The 17785-nt window shown below is 55.0% G+C and carries 19 protein-coding genes and 1 riboswitch; of the genes, 10 read left to right on the forward strand and 9 right to left on the reverse strand.

What is annotated here, in order from left to right; genetic code table 11:
• Positions 1-90: 90 nt before the first annotated feature.
• The 3 genes from ndk to L1047_RS09695 form a co-directional block, all read right to left on the reverse strand.
• Entirely contained in the window at positions 91-540 is a 450-nt protein-coding gene (gene ndk / locus L1047_RS09685) for a nucleoside-diphosphate kinase (protein WP_235278649.1), read from the reverse strand.
• A 94-nt stretch (positions 541-634) separates the two neighbouring features.
• On the reverse strand, positions 635-1312 hold the full coding sequence (locus tag L1047_RS09690; protein WP_235278650.1) for a HupE/UreJ family protein: 678 nt from the start codon (positions 1310-1312) through the stop codon (positions 635-637).
• A 27-nt stretch (positions 1313-1339) separates the two neighbouring features.
• Positions 1340-1482: riboswitch (cobalamin riboswitch) on the reverse strand.
• Between the two features lie 134 nt (positions 1483-1616).
• Complete coding sequence (locus tag L1047_RS09695; protein WP_235278651.1) at positions 1617-2129, reverse strand: hypothetical protein; 513 nt, start codon at positions 2127-2129, stop codon at positions 1617-1619.
• 137 nt (positions 2130-2266) lie between these two features.
• On the opposite strand from L1047_RS09695, the gene L1047_RS09700 reads away from it, so the two are divergent.
• From L1047_RS09700 to L1047_RS09735, 8 genes are all read left to right on the forward strand, one after another.
• Complete coding sequence (locus L1047_RS09700; RefSeq protein ID WP_235278652.1) at positions 2267-2620, forward strand: MGMT family protein; 354 nt, start codon at positions 2267-2269, stop codon at positions 2618-2620.
• Positions 2621-2823: 203 nt separating this feature from the next.
• Positions 2824-4779, forward strand: a complete 1956-nt coding sequence (locus tag L1047_RS09705; protein ID WP_235278653.1) for a bifunctional metallophosphatase/5'-nucleotidase — start codon at positions 2824-2826, stop codon at positions 4777-4779.
• Positions 4780-4938: 159 nt separating this feature from the next.
• Positions 4939-5463 carry a helix-turn-helix domain-containing protein gene (locus tag L1047_RS09710; RefSeq protein ID WP_235278654.1) on the forward strand — a complete coding sequence of 175 codons (525 nt, stop codon included), beginning with the start codon at positions 4939-4941 and terminating at the stop codon, positions 5461-5463.
• Positions 5460-5951 carry an IS630 family transposase gene (locus L1047_RS09715; protein WP_235278655.1) on the forward strand — a complete coding sequence of 164 codons (492 nt, stop codon included), beginning with the start codon at positions 5460-5462 and terminating at the stop codon, positions 5949-5951. Before L1047_RS09710 ends, L1047_RS09715 begins: the two co-directional genes overlap by 4 nt.
• Positions 5952-6038: 87 nt before the next feature.
• Positions 6039-6689: a TetR/AcrR family transcriptional regulator gene (locus L1047_RS09720; protein ID WP_235278656.1), complete on the forward strand. Its 651-nt coding sequence runs from the start codon at positions 6039-6041 to the stop codon at positions 6687-6689.
• A gap of 101 nt (positions 6690-6790) precedes the next feature.
• Entirely contained in the window at positions 6791-7135 is a 345-nt protein-coding gene (locus L1047_RS09725; protein WP_235278657.1) for a hypothetical protein, read from the forward strand.
• A gap of 267 nt (positions 7136-7402) precedes the next feature.
• Positions 7403-7654: a UPF0175 family protein gene (locus L1047_RS09730; protein ID WP_443081690.1), complete on the forward strand. Its 252-nt coding sequence runs from the start codon at positions 7403-7405 to the stop codon at positions 7652-7654.
• The gene (locus L1047_RS09735) at positions 7651-8139 is read left to right on the forward strand and encodes a DUF3368 domain-containing protein (protein ID WP_235278659.1); all 489 of its coding nucleotides are present in this window, start codon (positions 7651-7653) and stop codon (positions 8137-8139) included. Before L1047_RS09730 ends, L1047_RS09735 begins: the two co-directional genes overlap by 4 nt.
• Before the next feature lie 272 nt (positions 8140-8411).
• Here the strand turns inward: L1047_RS09735 and L1047_RS09740 are convergent, their stop codons facing one another.
• From L1047_RS09740 to L1047_RS09750, 3 genes are all read right to left on the reverse strand, one after another.
• Entirely contained in the window at positions 8412-9731 is a 1320-nt protein-coding gene (locus L1047_RS09740; protein WP_235278660.1) for an AmpG family muropeptide MFS transporter, read from the reverse strand.
• Between the two features lie 185 nt (positions 9732-9916).
• On the reverse strand, positions 9917-10174 hold the full coding sequence (locus L1047_RS09745) for a DUF3146 family protein (RefSeq protein WP_235278661.1): 258 nt from the start codon (positions 10172-10174) through the stop codon (positions 9917-9919).
• Positions 10175-10367: 193 nt separating this feature from the next.
• A complete protein-coding gene (locus L1047_RS09750) occupies positions 10368-10709 on the reverse strand; it encodes a DUF3155 domain-containing protein (protein WP_235278662.1) in 342 nt (113 codons plus the stop codon).
• Positions 10710-11410: 701 nt separating this feature from the next.
• On the opposite strand from L1047_RS09750, the gene L1047_RS09755 reads away from it, so the two are divergent.
• Positions 11411-11914, forward strand: a complete 504-nt coding sequence (locus L1047_RS09755) for a DUF4168 domain-containing protein (protein ID WP_235278663.1) — start codon at positions 11411-11413, stop codon at positions 11912-11914.
• Here L1047_RS09755 and L1047_RS09760 read toward each other — a convergent pair.
• Positions 11904-13682 carry a response regulator gene (locus L1047_RS09760; RefSeq protein ID WP_235278664.1) on the reverse strand — a complete coding sequence of 593 codons (1779 nt, stop codon included), beginning with the start codon at positions 13680-13682 and terminating at the stop codon, positions 11904-11906. The two genes, L1047_RS09755 and L1047_RS09760, sit on opposite strands and share 11 nt — an antisense overlap.
• 265 nt (positions 13683-13947) lie before the next feature.
• Between L1047_RS09760 and L1047_RS09765 the strand changes: the two genes are divergently transcribed.
• Complete coding sequence (locus L1047_RS09765; RefSeq protein ID WP_235278665.1) at positions 13948-15498, forward strand: NAD(P)/FAD-dependent oxidoreductase; 1551 nt, start codon at positions 13948-13950, stop codon at positions 15496-15498.
• Here the strand turns inward: L1047_RS09765 and lpxB are convergent.
• On the reverse strand, positions 15485-16708 hold the full coding sequence (gene lpxB, locus L1047_RS09770) for a lipid-A-disaccharide synthase (RefSeq protein ID WP_235278666.1): 1224 nt from the start codon (positions 16706-16708) through the stop codon (positions 15485-15487). The two genes, L1047_RS09765 and lpxB, sit on opposite strands and share 14 nt — an antisense overlap.
• Positions 16705-17634: an acyl-ACP--UDP-N-acetylglucosamine O-acyltransferase gene (gene lpxA / locus L1047_RS09775; protein WP_235278667.1), complete on the reverse strand. Its 930-nt coding sequence runs from the start codon at positions 17632-17634 to the stop codon at positions 16705-16707. The genes lpxB and lpxA overlap by 4 nt, the downstream gene beginning before the upstream one ends.
• Positions 17635-17785 lie beyond the last annotated feature (151 nt).

The raw sequence follows: 17785 nt of genomic DNA on the forward strand, positions 1-17785 counted from the left end.
GGGTTCAAGCCTTGTGCCAGGGCGCTGATCTATTTTAGTGCGCCTTAGTGGGCACGGTTGGTGATCGCGGTATGAACCTGGGGCTTGAGGCTATTCGTAGATCCAGCTTTGGGCGATACTCGTCCAGCTCACCAGTTCTGAGTCGCTAAACCAGAGGGCGATCTCTCGTTGGGCGGTTTCCACCCCATCGGAGCCGTGGATGATATTCCGGCCAATATCAATGCCGAAGTCGCCACGAATCGTGCCCGGTTCTGAATCGAGGGGGTTGGTCTTGCCGATCAGCTTGCGGGCGGCAGCTACCACGCCCTTGCCTTCCCAAACCATCGCCACCACCGGCCCAGAGGTGATGAACTGAACCAAGCCGGGGAAGAAGGGCCGCTCTTTGTGCTCGGCATAGTGGGTTTCCGCCAGCTCTTGGCTCACCTGCAGCAGCTTCATGCCCACCAATTGGTAGCCTCGGCTTTCCAGACGTTGAATGATGGTGCCCACCAAGCCCCGCTGCACACCGTCCGGTTTGATGGCGATAAAGGTGCGCTCCATGTGTCTTCCCCTCGTTGTTACAGATCTTCACCGTTATCCTTGTACTGGATTAGGGATCCCCAGCGCAAGAGAGCAGCAGATTGAGTGCATGCCGTTAGCCCACCACCGCCAAGGTCAGAAACACCGACCCCACCAGCGTAATGCCCCATCCTGCCCAGCGCCTCAGCCCAGGAAAACGGGATCCCCAAAACTCCGCCCCCAACAAACTCACCAGCGCGATCCCGTACTGGGTGATTGTGAACCCAATCAAATAGGACAGCAAAGGCATCAATCCCGCCCCGATGATCACCTCGGCGTAGGCATAGCCATGAAACAACCCCGCCAGGGATCCGAACAGCAGCAGCACCCACCCCTGCACCTGCCGCGTCTGTACCAGCAGCAGCCCGAAGATCACGACCGAAGCGGCAATGCCCAGTTCCGTTAGCCCCAGATCGATACCGGCAATGTGGAGCGCCGTTCCCCCCAGAGCCGCCAGCACAAACCCCAACGGGATCCCGTAGCGCCAGTTTTGACCGGCGGAAATCAGCCCAATGGCCACAATAAAAGCCAGATGATCCAACCCAATCAGCGGGTGAGCCAACCCCGATAGGAACCCCTGCCACCACACCTGCGGGATCTCCCCACCGAAGGCATGGTGGGCGAACGCCGGGGCCAAGCAAGATAGGGCCAATAGGGATCCCACCCCGAGCCCAACAATCTTGAGGAAGGGTCTGGCCCACAAACCAAAAGAACCGCGAGATCCCGCCAGGGATCCCTGCCAAAATGGAGACATACTTCTGTACCTCGCAGAATAGAAATTGCGTTAGCTGCAACAGACGGCGGGCATTCTGGCTGGGGTGAAATCACCCTTCACAGCTGCGGGACAGCGACGGTCTTGCACCGTACTTTCCCCCTCACCTCCGACGGCTGCTCCCCGCCGGAACCGCTGGCTCTGGAGTTGGGTTCTGTTGGATCCCTAAACCCTAAGAGCAATCGCAACCCTATCACAGCTGGCCGTCACCGCCGATGACATTCGGTGAACTTCCCCTCTCTGGGTGGGCTGAGATTAGATGTATCGTTGAGAGATCTCAGGATCTTCAAGGGCGCTCGGTGTAGCCCTGTAGAGTCTCCGGCTCGAATTGCCGCAAAATGCGAGTTGCCTCTCGGAGGCGGACATCGGCATCTTCCTGCAGAACGAGCAAATATTTGCCCGCGTTCAATCGGTTGCGATAGGCCAAAGCATCTCCCGAACCACTGCTCAGGCCCACCCCGCCCCCCACAAAAAAACTTCCCATGGCCGCTGCTGCCCCACCCAACAGTCCACCAATTAGGTGGTTGCCAACGGATCCCGCCCAAGCAAAGGTCTCTAACCCACTCAAAATGCTAAACCCGATCCCCGCTAAAAAGCCAAAGGGCACCAACCAAACCGCCATACGATTCATCAGCTGACGGGCTGACCGGGCTGGATCGATCAGGCCAAAGTCATCGGCAGTTTTGTAGCCTCTTCCCAAAAGATTGAGCTGACTTAGAGAAAATCCTGCCTTTTCCAGGGCGCCATAGGCAGCCTCGGCAGCGATGCGATCCGGCAATACTGCGATCAAATAGCTCATGGCTTCTTTACCCTAGGACGGCTCCTTCCATTCTCGGCCAAGTTTGAATACAGCTCTTGCACGGGTTTCCTACAACCAACAATGCTGGTGTCCTTAAAGGCTAAAATCCCCTTCGTGCAGACGATGCGGAGCAGCAGGTGCTTCCCCAACCGCCCTCTATTAATCTCTACCAGCGTTTTTATGATGTTGTTCGGCGGATCCCGGCTGGACGGGTGGCAACCTACGGACAAGTGGCCCGTCTGGCGGGTTATCCCGGTTACGCGCGGCAGGTGGGTTATGCCCTGTTTCGGCTGCAAGGGGAAGAGACGGATATTCCCTGGCAACGGGTGATCAATGCCCAAGGACGCATTTCTTACTCGCCGTTTCGCATGGGCCAAGATGACCTGCAAAAAGTTCTTTTGGAGGCGGAAGGGATCCCTTTTAACTCAGAAGAGCGGGTGGATTTGCAGCAGTATGGCTGGGATCCCGAAGTCCATGAACGGGAAGCTTAACCTCAGCTTGATCCAAGCTTAAACTTGCCATAGCAAAACCTCTACCCCAAGCCTGGTAGCGTGAACGCGAACGCGCCTTGTCTTGTGGATGGAGTGAACCAATCGCTATGAAAGCATCTCGTCTCGCGCCCCGATCTCCCTCTGAAAAGGGATGGGTCTGGGTCGGTTTTAACCCTTTGGCCAGATCCCTATGGATCGGTCTTTTGTGTGTCCTGCTCAGCTGGGCCAGTGCCTGTGGTAGCAGCGGTAGTAGCTCAGTGGCTACCGGCGGCGGTGCAGGCTTTATCGGTACGGATCCCGGTGTGGTCTTATCGACTCAGCCGCCGGCCTTTACCCTGCAAGTGCTGCATGCTAGCGACCTAGAAGCCTCTTTGGCGGCGGTGCAGGATGCCCCTCGTTTTTCAGCGGTGGTGAACGCCCTGCGCCCCCAATTTCCCAATACGGTAGTGCTCTCTAGCGGCGACAACTATATTCCCAGTCCCTTCTACAACGCCAGCACGGATCCCTCTCTTGACAGCCGGTATAACCGCACTCCCGGCAAGGCGGATATCGAAATCCTCAATGCCATTGGATTTGAGGCTTCCGCCTTTGGTAACCACGAGTTTGACCAGGGCACTCGCCAAATCCGCGACCTGATTCGTCCCGACAGTGGGCGTGGCTATGCTGGGGCTCGCTTTCCTTATCTGAGTGCCAACCTTAGCTTTAGTGGCACCGGGGAGCTGTCCAGCTCTGATCTGACTGCCAATGGCCAGGAGGCCAGCTCTATTCGTGGCAAAATTGCCAAAACCGCTGTGATTACGGTGGGTGGAGAGCGAATTGGCCTGGTGGGGGCCACCACCACTCGTCTGGCAGGGATTTCTAGCCCTGGGCCTGAGGTCACCATTGAGGGCAGCTTTGACGAGACCGACCAAGTGAATGCTTTTGTGTTGCAGCCTTTTGTCGATGAGCTAACCGCTCAGGGCATTAACAAGATCTTTCTGCTGGCCCACTTGCAGCAGCTTCAAAACGAAGTGAACTTGGCCAGCCAATTGCGGAATGTGGATGTCATTATCGCGGGCGGATCCCACCGTGTGCTCGCTAAGCCCCAAGATCGCTTGCGCACGGATCTGCCGGATCGCCGCACCGGTGACTACCCTATTTTGCGCATCTCTCCCAGTGGGCAGCCAGTGGCGGTGGTGAATGCGGCTTCCAACTACCGCTATGTCGGTCGCTTGGTGGTTAGCTTTGATGCTAATGGGGTGATCAGTGCTGTGGATCCCCTCAGCGGGGCCTATGCCACCGATGACCAAGGGGTAGCAGCGGTGGGAGGCACCCCCAATCCCGATGTGCTACGGGTTGCCAACGATATCGGCAATATCATCCGTGCTAAGGATGGCCGTACCTTTGGCTCCACCACCAATTTCTTGAATGGGTTGCGGGCTGAGGTGCGTACTGAAGAAACCAACCTGGGTAACTTAACTGCCGATGCCAACTTGGCCTACGCCAAAACCATTGACCCCAGCACGGTAATCTCCCTCAAGAATGGCGGTGGTATTCGCGCTCCGATTGGAGCGACCACGGGTGGTGGCGGTGGTGAGCCGGTGCAACGGATCCCTCCCCTGGCCAACCCGGATGCGGGCAAGCAGTCTGGGCAAATCTCCCAGTTGGATATTGAGAGTTCCCTGGCCTTCAATAATGGTCTGTCTCTCTTGACGGTGACTGCTAGTGAGCTGAAACAGGTGGCCGAGCATGGGGTGGCTCAAACTCAGCCGGGTGCGACGCCCGGGCGCTTCCCGCAAATTGGTGGTTTTGCCTTCAGTTTCGATCCTTCTCGTCCGCCGGGATCCCGGGTGCTCTCGCTGCGGGTCGATACCCCCACTGGGCGGGATGTTGTGGTGCAAAATGGCCAGGTGCAAGGGGATCCCAACCGCACCTTCCGTATGGTGACACTAGGCTTCTTGGCCAACGGTGGGGATGACTATCCCTTCAAAAGCTTCTCGAATATCAATCAGGTGGATCTGGCTCCCAGATCTGGTATCACCTTCGATACCCCCGGCAGCGAACAAAATGCTCTGAGCCTATATCTACAGCAAATTGGCGTATTTACGGATCCCGATACCCCGGCAGCGGAAGATACCCGCATTCAGAATCTCTCGGTTCGCCGGGATACGGTGTTGTAGGTGGCGATTGCTCAATTCAATCTTGATTAAAGAATGGGATCCCTGCTGTGGTAGGGATCCTTATTTTTTGCTCAGTGCTGGGGCGGGCAAGTTGCGGTAGGCCTAATATCAAATCTCCGAAGATTTGCTACATATAAGAAGACGTTAGAGCTAACCGCCATGAGTGGAGTCCTCAAAATCGATATCGCTGAAACAGCAGAAGAACTAAAAGCCGTCTTGGAACAACAGCAACGGTCATCACAGCGCCGTAAAGTACAGGTGTTGTGGTGGCTCAAAACAGGACAAGCGAAGCGTGTTGAGCAGTTAGCCCAACTGAGCGGTTGCCATCGCACGACCGTGTCTCGGTGGCTGAGCCAGTATCGACAGAGTGGACTCGAAGGGTTGGTGGAGGTAGCATCTCGCAGTGGACGACCGCGAGCGATTAGCGGTGAAGTCCTGGCATCTTTAGAGCGGGAACTGCAAGATCCAGAAGGCTTTAGCAGTTATGGAGCGGTGCAGCAGTGGCTCGCAGCGGTGCATGGTCAACGGGTGCCCTACAAGACGGTGCATAAGACGGTGCGCTATCGGCTCAAAGCGAAGCTCAAAGTGCCCCGTCCGGTGTCAAAGAAGCAGACTCCTGGGGCGTGCGAATCCTTTAAGCAAACCTTGCAGCCCAGATCAGCCAGTCGCTTCCGCCAGCCTTGAGACAACGCTACAGGAGGCGAATCCGCTATTGGTGCAGCGATGAGAGCCGCGTCGGACTGCTGACGGTTCAACATCGCAAGTTGACGGGCTTTGGGGTGCAGCCGATGGGTTCAATTCAATGGGAGTTTGTGTATCGGTGGCTGTACGGTCTCGTGGAACCGCTGAGCGGTGCCTCGTGGATGGTCGAGTTTTCTCATCTCGACAGTTGTTGTTTTGAGGCGTTTTTGCACAGCTTTGCGGCTCAGTTCCCCGATGATTTACATCTGATTCAGGTGGATAATGCCGCAGCCCATACGGCTCAGAACCTGACGATAGCGGACAATGTCATCTTGGTGTTTCAGCCGCCTTATTGCCCTGAGGTCAATCCCATTGAGCGGGTCTGGCGGGAACTCAAGCGGGAGCTAGCTTGGGTTCACTTTGATGATGTTGGCCAACTCCAGCACGCCATCAGCCAGTGGGTTTGTCGGCTGAGTCGCTGCGATCGCTGACTCAGTGGGATTGGATTGTCGATTCTCTATGTGTAGCGGGTATTTAGAGAATTGATATCACGTATTATCCGAAAAGTATGTTTCTCAATGGATGCAAGCTCAGTAAACCCGACTGGCATGCGCCGCCAGCCGCGCCAAGTTCGCAGTCAGGAGCGGGTCAACCGCATTCTCGATGTGGCGGCAGAGTTGTTTATGACCGAGGGCTACGGAGCCACCACCACCAATGCGATCGCTAAGGGTGCCAAGGTGTCGATCGGGTCGCTCTATCAGTTCTTCCCGGACAAGGCCGCCATTTTGCAGGCGTTGGCCCTGCGCTACGGCGAGCTGCTGCACCAGCGACTGTCAGCACTCGATCCGGTTGATATGGCGCAGCTGCCACTGCCTATCTACGTGGATCGGATCATTGATATCACCGATCAATTTTTCAGCGAGCATCCCGGCTACTACGCCATTTTTATGGAAGTGCAGGGGACGATGCCCGAACTGGATGCCATCGAAGCGGAGGCCGACGCTGAACTGATGGAGGATATGATCCTGTCCCTATCTCATCGCAATGCAGCGCTAGACCGGGCTGACTATGAGGCGATCGCCTTTGTACTGGTCAAAGCAATTGGTACATTACTATGGCTTGCCCTTGGGCAGGAAAAATCGTTTCGGCAACGTCTAGTGACCGAAACGAAACGGCTCACTTTACACTACCTACAAAGCTATTTCTCAGTCAGAGATAATCTTAGCTAACAACCCGACTGGAGCGGACTGACAACATTGGTTGTTTTTAACTAAAGTTGCTTACAGCCGCTCGGCCGGAACGTTAGCTTGTACCTAATAGGAGGAAAGCGATGGCTGCTGCTGCGGTAAAAATTATAAGGTTGAGATGCGAAAATCCCCAAGATAATTTGACTGACGAAGTGAAGATGCAACAGGATGGTCGTCAGATTTGGCCAAATAGAGATGATGGATATTTTTCAATATCAACAGGCAACGAGGTTCCGCTAAACCTGGTTCTTGCATTTGATACCGTCACCCGAATCACTCTTTACGATGATGAAGACCTTGGTAGCGACGACAACCTTGGCACCGTAGAAATCTTCGACTACGAGGCAGGTGGCGAACGCACCAAGGACATCGCCGGATCCGGATCGCTCTACAAACTGACCTACATAGTTAGAACTCTCGATTTCTAGCTGATTTCTGAAGCATTACTGGGTGTGGACGGAGACCAGTGCTCTTCGTCCTTGCCCCTCGGTTACGGTTTACTCACATTGGGCTTGTTATCTCAATATGCTGCACTTCCAAAATCTTGGTTCCCGTTATCTGGGGCATCACCAAGTTTTTGCACTTCTTCCCGTAAAATTGCCGATCAGAGCAAAAATAGACTTCAGGGTAATAAGATAGGTACACAATGCCAGTCACAGACTTAAAATTAAAAGTGATTGCGTGAGGACAACCCTATGCAAATTACTCTGAACCTACCTGATAGCCTCAGCCAAACTGAAACCTTTAACCAAAGCGACTGGCTTCGTGAAATTGCTATTGCCCTATTTCAGCAAGAGCGGATTTCCCTCAGCCGCGCCAGCAAAATCGCTGGGATGGAACTCATGGACTTTCAAAAGCTGCTGGCAGACCGTGGCATTTGCGTACATTACGATGTGGAAGATTTTGAGCAAGATGTTCAGCACCTGCGAGATCGGGGCTGGCTATGATCGTTGTCAGCGATACCTCTGCCCTTTCCAATCTTGCCCTTGTCGGTCACCTCTGGTTGCTAGAAGCCCTCTACCAAAACGTTATTATTCCGGACGTTGTTGCTAGCGAACTCGCAGCCGCCAGCAATCCCACCATTCCAGCCATTCTTCAACTGAACTGGATTCAAGCTCAACTCCTCACCAACTCCGAACTTGCCGACCAGCTTCAACAAGAACGGGGACTCGATGCCGGAGAAGCCAATGCTATTGCGTTGGCATTTGAGCTACAAGCCGATGATTTGCTCATTGATGAACGCTTGGGACGACAAGAAGCTATTCGGCTTGGGCTGTCTATCATTGGTATCCTGGGTGTTCTGCTCGTAGCTAAACAAAGAAGCCTCATCCCTCAAGTTCAACCCGTTATGGATGCCTTGATTAACCAAGCCGGTTTTCGCGTCAGCCCTCAGCTATATCAGCGTATCTTAGCCTTTGCCCAAGAGCTTTAATATTAGTAAAGGATAAGCCGAGATGGTCTGTGGAGAAAGCCAGCTAACACTGCGTGGCAGCGGACGGTCGAGAACTACTGGTGTTGAGTTCAAGGTTATCTGACGCCGCTGCACTTCACCGTTATGTTGCCAACCTCGGTGAAGAACTGGTTTGAGAGGGAGCAGATCCCTTTAGGGCCAGTCGTGGAGAATCCCGATGCTCTGACAAGTCACTGCACCTGACCTTGTGATAGGTTTTCCCTCGCGTTGAGGAGCCCAGGTGACGTTATTCCCTAGAACTCCCCAGGCTCTGCCGGTGGTTCTCTGCTCTCGGTAACCAGGGCTGGAGTTGCCAAAGGGATCCCGGTGGAAGGCCCGATCCAGAGCAGAAACATCATGGCTGGAAGAGCCGTGAACGCGGTGATCAAATAAAACATCGGCCAATTCACCGCAGCAGCCAAATAACCGGATACAGCTCCTGCCAAAGTTCCCCCGACGGCAAACACGCTGGTGAGCAAGGCATACTGAGTGGCGCTAAATTGTCGATCACACAGACTCATCAAAAAAGCCAAAAAGGCCGCAGTGCCCATCCCCCCGGCCATATTGTCAAAAATCGTTGCCCCTACCAGCAGCGGGTAATTTTGTCCCACTAACCCGATCGCCCCTAGGCCCAAATTGCCGATCCCTTGCAAGACCGCAAAGATAAACAGACAGCGATAGGTGCCGATGCGGCTCACCAACTCTCCCCCCACAAAAGCCCCCGCCAAGGTGGCAAACAAGCCAACCCAACTGCGAATAATGCCCAGGTCGCTGGTGCTAAACCCCGTTTGCAACAAAAAAGTCGGGGTCATTTGTCCCGCCAGACTATCCGGCAGCTTAAAGCAAACCACAAACAGCAGGATCACCAGAGCGAGGCGATGTTGCCAAAAGGATTGAAACGGCTCGAGGATGGCAGCTCGCAAAGAGGTGGGTTTCAGGGCGCTATTCTCCGGTTCCGGAGCCAGAAAAGAGGTGACCACCCCGATCGACATCAGCAGCGCCATAATGCCGTACACCTGCCACCAGGGCAGATAGTCCGCTAGGATCAACCCCACTCCACTGCTCACTAGCAAAGCCATGCGGTAGCCAAACACAAAAATGGCCACCCCTGCTCCCATCTCCCGCTCTTCCAACACATCAGTACGGTAGGCATCCACGGCAATATCCTGGGAAGCCCCAAAGAAAGCCACCAAAAGCCCCACCCCAAAAATTGGGCGGGTCAGTACTGTAACACCAGGCCAAGTTTGGGCTAGCTCCTCTAAACCCAATCCCTCTAGCCAGGTTTGAGTGGGATCTTGAAAACCCAACAAACCCAAACTAAGGAGCAACAGCACTTGTGTAAGAGCCATCCACCCCCGCCGCCGACTGCCCCGCAGGGATCCCGGTGCGGGCAGCAAAAACCGATCCAAAAAGGGGGACCACAGGAACTTAAAGGAATAGGGCAAATTGAGCAGGTTAAACAAACCAATGGCGATAGTAGTCAAGCCCGCTTGGGTGAGCCAGGCATTCAAGGTGGTGTTGATCAACAACAACGGCAACCCTGAAGAAAAGCCCAACAGCAGCAATATGCCCATTTTGGGGCTACCGTATACTCCGAATGCCCGCCTTAGGCCGTTTGCCTCAGCCCCTGTCATCTTGACTCCTCCCCACAACCGCATCCACTCTAGGGGATCCCTATGGATCCACGATCTTGCCAGTCACTTTAACAGGTTCCTTCCCTCGGAACCTGCTCCAACAGTGCTGGAGATGGGGAAAGCCTCTAGAGGCTGCTGCGAATCACAAACGAGTAGTTACTGCCTGGCTCCAACAAATAGTCCGATTTTTCTAGAAAGCGGCTCAAGGGCTCTCGAATCAGGGCCCGGCCCACAGAAGGTTCGACCTTGAGCTCCCCGGCTCGAAAACACCAGCAAAAGTGCCAAACCCAACCATTGGCATTCACTTCTCCCTCGATAGCACCCTCCTGCCAGGAGTAACGGGTAATTTGTACATGGGCAGTGGTTTGGGGCAATCGACTCATGGAAACTCTCCGGATCGGATCCCTTCCGGTGCCACAAGACTCACAACCGGAGTCTGAGAACAACCCATCCTAGGAACCGGCTCAGGTCAAGGGCCTGAACGGTCTAGATTCTTTTGAGAATGCTAGCAACAACCCCCCCAGAGAGGGGGGCTGCTTTGTCAAAATCATCCTGCTGGGAATGAGGAGCGTCAATTTATCGAGCAGCCGTAGCAAGAGTCTTGGAGGCTTTTCGTTCAGGCTTCTCAGCTGCAACCTCGGCTAGTAAGGCTCGCAAGCTGGGGAAAAGGAAATGATTTTCCTCGACATACTGAGCCCCGAACAGTCCCTTCTCCGCCCAAAAAAATCGATCAATGGTATGCTCGTTTCGCCGAACCAGGATGAGTGCTGGTGGCTGGATAGACTGATCCTGAATATATTTCCGGGCAGCGGTTACCGACTTCTCCTCACCACTATCCAAATTAAATTGAGGAATATGATCTAAAATTTTTCGCCCCTCCAAACGGCGGCGACTCTTACGCTTTCTTCTCCTAACCAATGTAAGCCTCCTGTAGAAGGATTACTAAACAACCGCACAAAATATATCAGCATTGCTTAAGAAAATCAATAACTTCTACCCCCTTTTTGTTGCCACTTTTTACAAAACAACAAACATCTCGACTTTAGATGAAAGAAGGTGGAAATGTGCCTTCGGAGCCTCTGCAGAGCCTTTCGAAAATCGTTCATTAGACGAACAAAAACAAGCTGACCCTCACCTGAAAGGAGCGCCGACAAAGGGCTCTGACGAAATCAGGTAAAGATAGCCGGGTGAAGAACCAGTGGCATTAGCACCCTGTGAAGCAAATCAACTGCCTGTGCAGAAGACCCTCTTCAGACTGAGTTTCTAAGTTAACATTAAAAAAATCGATACTCAACAGAACATATACCTAAACCCAGTCCCAAATGGGCTGCTGCTAGGTCGGAGCCTGCTAAGTGAATCGTAAAGATTGCAAAAGATTGCAAAAGATTGCAAATGTGGAGCTGCTCAGCCCAAGTGGGGTAGGGCCACACCCAGGTGCCGCACAGCGATCGGGTAGAGCATCATGACTTTACAACCAACTCCCGATTTCTACAATACGTTTCCAGCACTGCGCTGAACCGATTAGACGGGGGACGGACATCTTGCTAGTCTGGCTTCAGGCTTGGCTTGGCCGCTACAGGCCAGGTTTAGCTGTGGAGTTTGGATAGGGAGTTTGGGGTATGAGAAAATTGGCGTTTCTGATGGGTCTGTGGCTCAGCCTGGGATCCCTGCCGGTTTGGGCACAAGAGTCGACCCCGCTGCCTAGCCCGACTGCACCTGCTTCTCCCGGGGTGCCGCTCCCTGCCGCCACCCCCAGTCCAGCTCAGCCGGGCCCAGGTTCTCCCACGCCCAGTCTGACGGCAGAGCAGGTCACGGATGACCAGGTGGAGCAGTTGGTGAACATTTTGCTGGAACTGGATCCCTTGATTCGCCGAGCCAGCACCCAACTGCGGGAAACTCAGGATGAAGATGAATACGAGCAAATTATGCAGCGCACCGAGGCCCAAGCCAGCCGCATCGTTGAGGAGCAAGGACTGACGGTGCCTCAATATCGCGAACTGATGACCCTGGCCAACGAAAACCCCGTTCTCAATCAGCGGATCCGCGTGCGGTTACAGGAAGTGATAGAAGAAGCGGAATCTTCTGGTTCTCCAGAACCGGCCACTCCGGCGCCTACGCCTTAGGCTGTGCTAGCTTGCCTTTGCCAGAAATAGAGAGCACCCAAGGTAACCGTAAAGTAAAGCAGGTGTGCTCAGCTTCGCTGCTCAGGTGAATGCTCCCTTGCAGCAGGTTCATCCGCTTTTGAACGAGGGCCAGCCCTAACCCTGTCCCCCCTTGTCGCCAGGGATCCGGATTGGGCACACGATAAAACTTCTCGAATACCCGCTCTTGCTCTTGTGGGGGGATGGTCACGCCGGTGTTGAGGATCTGGATCTCGAGGTGATCCGGATGGTTATGGACACTCAGGCTGATCAGTTGGTCAGTCGGGGTAAATTTGTGGGCATTTTGTAGCAATTCCGCCAGCACCGCGCGCAGCACCTCTGGCAAAGTGCAGATGGGGGGTAAATCGGGAGGATACTCCAGGCTAAAGAGCTGATTGTAGCTACGGGCCACTTCTGCGAATGGATCTGTGATTGGCGGCAACCACTCTTTCAAATCTAGCCAGTGGGGTTGCTGCGATCCGATCAACACCTCCAGCCGCTGTAACTCCAGCAAATCCTCCACCAACTTGATTTCCCGCTCACATTCTCTGTTCAAAACATCCAGGTAACGGGCCACCTTTTCGGGGTCGGGGGGTTTGGCCACCCCGTTGCTGGGCAGTAGCGCCGAGCTGAGCAAACGGATCCCCATTTTGATGCTGGAAAGGGGGGTGCGCAGCTCGTGGGACACGGTGCTGAGAAAATCGTTTTTGAGGTGATCTAGCCGCTGTAACTCCTGCACCTGTCGGTCCAGTTGGGCGGTGCGGGCCTGTACTTTTTCTTCCAGAGTGTGGTTGAGCTCCTGAATTTGCTGGAACAGCTCCGCCTGCTGAATAGCAATCGAGAGGTGATCCGCCAAGGTCAAGATCAGATTGTGACTGGTGGCCAACCAGCCGGAACGGGCGGTTTTCAGTTGTAGGCACAAGCTACCCCAAAGGGTAGGGGGGGCGGATAAGGACTCCGTCCCGCTGACGCGACCGGAGCTTCCGCTGCCACCGTAGAGAGGTGCCAACAGCCAGCTACCGGGATAGGCTTTGGCCATAGAGGGGATGCAGATCCAGTCTTTAGCCTGGCTGACGGTTTCAAGGGTCACTACTTTCCCCTGCTTCAGGAGCTGCGCCATCCGGTTGTCAGAATCGGGAATCGAGCAGCCCAAGTAGCCATCTGCTTGGGTTTGATATTCGGAGATGACGCACCACTCTTGTTGCTGCGGTTGATAGCGGCTAATGCTGACCCGATCTGCCTCCAGCAAGTGACAAATTTCCCGAGTGGCCACCGAAAAGATTTTATCCAACTCCAATGAGGTGCGAATGGCTCGGATAACACGGTTCAGAGCCTGTTCACGAGCCGCTTGCTGGCGCACATTGAGTAGGTTTTGGCGGGCCTTGAGCAGGTGGTGAATTCGTTGTCGCATCACCGGCCAGTGGATGGGTTTGGTGATGTAGTCGCTTGCCCCAGCGGCAAAAGCTTTGTCTACAGAAGCTTGATCCTCCAGGGAAGTGATCATCAAACAGGGTAGATCCGCATCCAACACCTGTAACTTCTGGCAACACTCAAATCCATCCATCCCCGGCATAAGGGCATCCAACAGGACGATTTGCGGCTGGCTCTGGGAGTAGAGGACGAGGGCCTGTTCACCTTCTTCTGCTTCCACAACTCGATAGCCTTCGTGAACCAACAAATGCATCAAGTACACCCGTGTCGAGGGGTCATCATCCACCAGCAGCACAGTCGGAGATGAAAAGTTCGTCAATCGATCATCAGAGGTGTGGATGGGAGGGGGCTGCACCTGGGGTAACTCTATATCGCTGGTCGATTACTATCAGAACCCTAACAGCAACTGATCTAATTATTGTCTAGCTTAAAAGAGCTTTGAAGCATCTGGTATCAGCAAAAACCCAGATTGTCATAGGAGGTTTTACGCATCTTTGAGGAGGGATCCCTTTGGTAGGAAGCCTTTGATCAACCTGAGCCTGACTCACTTTCCGTTAGGATCCATAACGGTGTGAGGAGATGTTATGGCTACCTTTGAAGACGTTGTCCCACCCCTAGACGGGATCCCGGAGCAGGGAGTTGGATTGGAGTCAACCGTGGTGATTGGGGCGGGGCCTGCTGGGTTGAGTGCCGCTTATGAGTTAAATCGCAAGGGGTGGCCAGTGACAGTTTTGGAAGCAGATCCGGTGCAGGTGGGGGGTCTATCCCGCACGGTCATCTACCAGGGGTATCGATTTGATATTGGCGGGCACCGCTTTTTTTCCAAATCTGCCGAGATCGAGGCATTGTGGACAGAGATTCTTGGCTCGGAGATGCAGGTTTGTCAGCGGCTGTCTCGTATTCTTTACCAGGGTGTTTTCTTTGATTATCCGATTCGCCCTTTCGATGTCTTCAGCAAATTGGGGCCGGTATTCACCACCCTTTGTCTGCTCAGCTATCTAAAGGCGCGGCTATTGCCAAGATCTAAGCCAGTTTCTTTTGAAGATTGGGTGATCGATCAATTTGGGGAACGGCTGTACCGCACGTTTTTTAAGACCTATACCGAGAAGGTTTGGGGGATCCCTTGTAGCCAGATCAGCGCCGATTGGGCAGCCCAACGGATCAAGGGATTATCGATGGCCTCTTTAATCCGCAAAACTCTGTTCCCCGGCGGGGAGGGGGTGATTAAAACCTTGATCGACCGCTTTCGTTATCCCCGTTTGGGGCCGGGGCAGATGTGGGAGCGCATTCAAACCCTGTTGGCCGAGGCAGGGCAGCCGGTGCAATTGGATCGCAAGGTCACGGAAATTGATTGGGATAAGGGCGGGATCTATAGGGTACAGGCGCGCTCCCGACGAGGGGAGATCTTTGGGGTGACGGGGCAGCATTTTATTTCCACCATGCCGTTGCGCTCTCTGGTGCGGTCTTTGGTGCCAGCAGCTCCGGAGCCGGTGCGAGCGGCTGCCGAACAGCTACGCTACCGAGATTTTTTGACGGTGGTTTTGGTGGTGGATGTACCCGATTTGTTTCCGGACAATTGGATTTATATTCACGATCCATCGGTGCGGGTGGGGCGCATTCAAAACTTCAAGAACTGGAGTGGCGATATGGTGCCCAATGCTGAGGTCACTTGCTTGGGTTTGGAATATTTTTGCTCGGTATCGGATCCCTTTTGGCGGCAAACTCAGGCCGATTTGCTGGTTTTGGCAGAAACTGAATTGCGTCAGTTGGGTCTACTGAAGAAGGCCAATGTTTTGGATGGCACGGTGATTCGGGCCCCGAAAGCCTATCCGGTTTACGACCACGGCTATCAAACCCATATCCAGATCATTCGTGCCTTTTTGGAAGAGGTCTTGCCCAATTTGCAGCTGGCGGGTCGCAATGGCATGCACCGCTACAACAACCAGGATCACGCCATGATGACGGGCCTACTGGCTGCTCGCAACATTCTGGTTGGGGAACGGCGCTACGATTTGTGGCGAGTTAACCAGGATGCCGAGTATCTGGAGGAGGGGGATCCCACCGCAGCACCGATGGGGGGGCGAGCCGTGCCGCAGGCGATGGGTCGATGGGTCAATCGGGTTAGGTCGGGTTAGGCCGCTTGGAGCCCGTTTCGCCATCCAACACCTCTAGGATGGCCTTAGCCGCCCGACGCAGTACCCCAGGCTCTCCGAGAGCCGCTCGCATGGCGGCATAGTCAGCTTGGAGTTGGGCTTGCCGCTCTGGGTGGGTGAGCAAGGCCAGGGCCAGTTCCAGCACCGTTTCCGGCTGGGCTTGATCCTGGAGCAATTCCGGTACGATGGGGCGCATCTGCACCAAGTTGGGGGGAGACATGAAGGGTACGGATACCTTCAGCCAATGGCGGGCGATCCAAAAGGTAATCGGGTTGAGGCGGTAGATGACCACCTGTGGGATCCCCAAAATGGCGGTTTCCAAATTGACGGTGCCGGATTTGGCCAAAACCAGGTCAGCCGCCGCCAGCGCTAGGTGATGGGCCGGAGAGGGCAAAGGTGACCCAGAGCCTGGGTCACAAGGCAGAGCTTGGGGATCCAGCAGGGTGAGATCCAACCCGAGGCGGCGGGCAGCCCGAGCGATCGGGGCCGCAAAGCGAGGCGAGGCCAAGGGCACCCAAAAGCGTACCTGCGGCAGGCGCTCCTGCAACAGGCGGGCGGACTCTAGCAGGATGGGCAGTACCGAGCGAATTTCCTGTTGGCGGGAGGCCGGCACCAACATCACCACCGTTTCATCGGCAGGGATCCCTAAATGGGCCCTGGCTTCGGCACGGCTGGGCACAGTCGCCAGAATATCCAGCAGTGGATGACCGACATGCTGAACATTAGCTCCCGCCGCTTGGTAATACTGGGCCTCCTGTGGAAAGATCGCCAACATCAGCTGCATCTGCTGGGCCAGTTGGTAGGTGATGCGGGTATCCTGCGACCACACCCACTCCTGGGGGGCGATGTAGTAGATGGTCGGGATGCCGCGCCGCTGCAACAGACGGGCAACGCGACTATTGACCCCGACATAGTCCACCAGCACCGCTATATCTGGCGGATCTTGGGCCAGAAAGCGACGAATTTTCCATTCCGTCCAGAGGGCCGGGCCAATGAAGGGGAGGGCTTCCAAAACCCCGATCGAGCTGATCTCGGTGGTGCGGTGCAACAGGTGGGCGCCGGCTGCGGCCATACGCGCTCCCCCGACGGCTGTGATGCGCAGGCGCGGACGTTGATGCCGCAATTCATGGATGAGATGGCTGGCCTGCAGATCCCCTGAGACCTCCCCCGTGCAGATGAACAGGTGGCTCACGCGTTACCCTTGTCATCCATCTCTAAACCATCCATCTCTGAGGCTCCTTGGCTCCCCTTACGCAAAACTGGCAAAGGGCCACGCCGCTGGGGCTGGGAGAGGGAGTCTTCCAAAAATTGCAGCAGATGCTGCAGGGATCCCGCCTCATCCACCAGATCTTTCCCCTTCACGGAGCGGAGGCTATTGCTGTTGCGCAAGGTTTGCAGGGCTTTTTCCAGAGGCAAGCCAGAGCGGTACAGCAACCGGTAGGCCTCGCGCAGCAAGGGTAGGGATCCCTCCATCGACTTGGCCCGCCGCAACCCCACCAAATTCAAGCCGCGAATGCGGGCCGGGTGGCCTTCTGCCAACATGTAAGGGGGGACATCCCGGTCGATGCGGCTCATCGCCCCTACCATCGCCAGCCGTCCGACGCGGGTGAACTGATGGATCCCGACCATACCGCCGATACGGGCCTGCGACTCGATGTGGATATGTCCAGCCAAGGCAACGGCGTTGGTGATCACCACCTGATTTTCAATCACACAATTGTGAGCCACGTGAGCATAGGCCATGAGCAAATTGTTGTCGCCGATTAGGGTGGCTTCCCCTTCATTGGTGGCTCGGTTGATGGTGACGAACTCGCGGATGCGGTTACCCCTGCCGATCACCACCTGGGAGGGAGCCCCGCTGTACTTGAGATCCTGCGGCTCGGTACCCAACACCGCCCCTGGAAAGATCTGGTTGCCCTCACCAATTTCTGTCCAGCCATCGATCACAACGTTGGCCCCCACCACCGTATGAGCAGCAATACGGACATGCTCACCAATGACCGTGTGCGGGCCCACCTGCACCGTTTCGTGCAACTCGGCTTTCGGATGGATCACCGCTGTAGGATGGATCCGTGGGGAAGAGTTGGGAGTGGATCCCGCTGAAGCCAACGAACTCATTTCTAACCCAGCTAGCAAATGTGGTTACGCTCCCAACCCTGCGAATGACGATGAAGGCTTAGTTCCGCTCAGCACCCGAGCCTGCCCCTATCCCAACACTTTAGCAGGGTCTTTTGGCGACAAGTCGCTGCTTCTGCCTTCGCCCTACGCC

It is taken from the genome of Synechococcus sp. Nb3U1, from assembly GCF_021533835.1.
Lineage (GTDB): Bacteria > Cyanobacteriota > Cyanobacteriia > Thermostichales > Thermostichaceae > Thermostichus.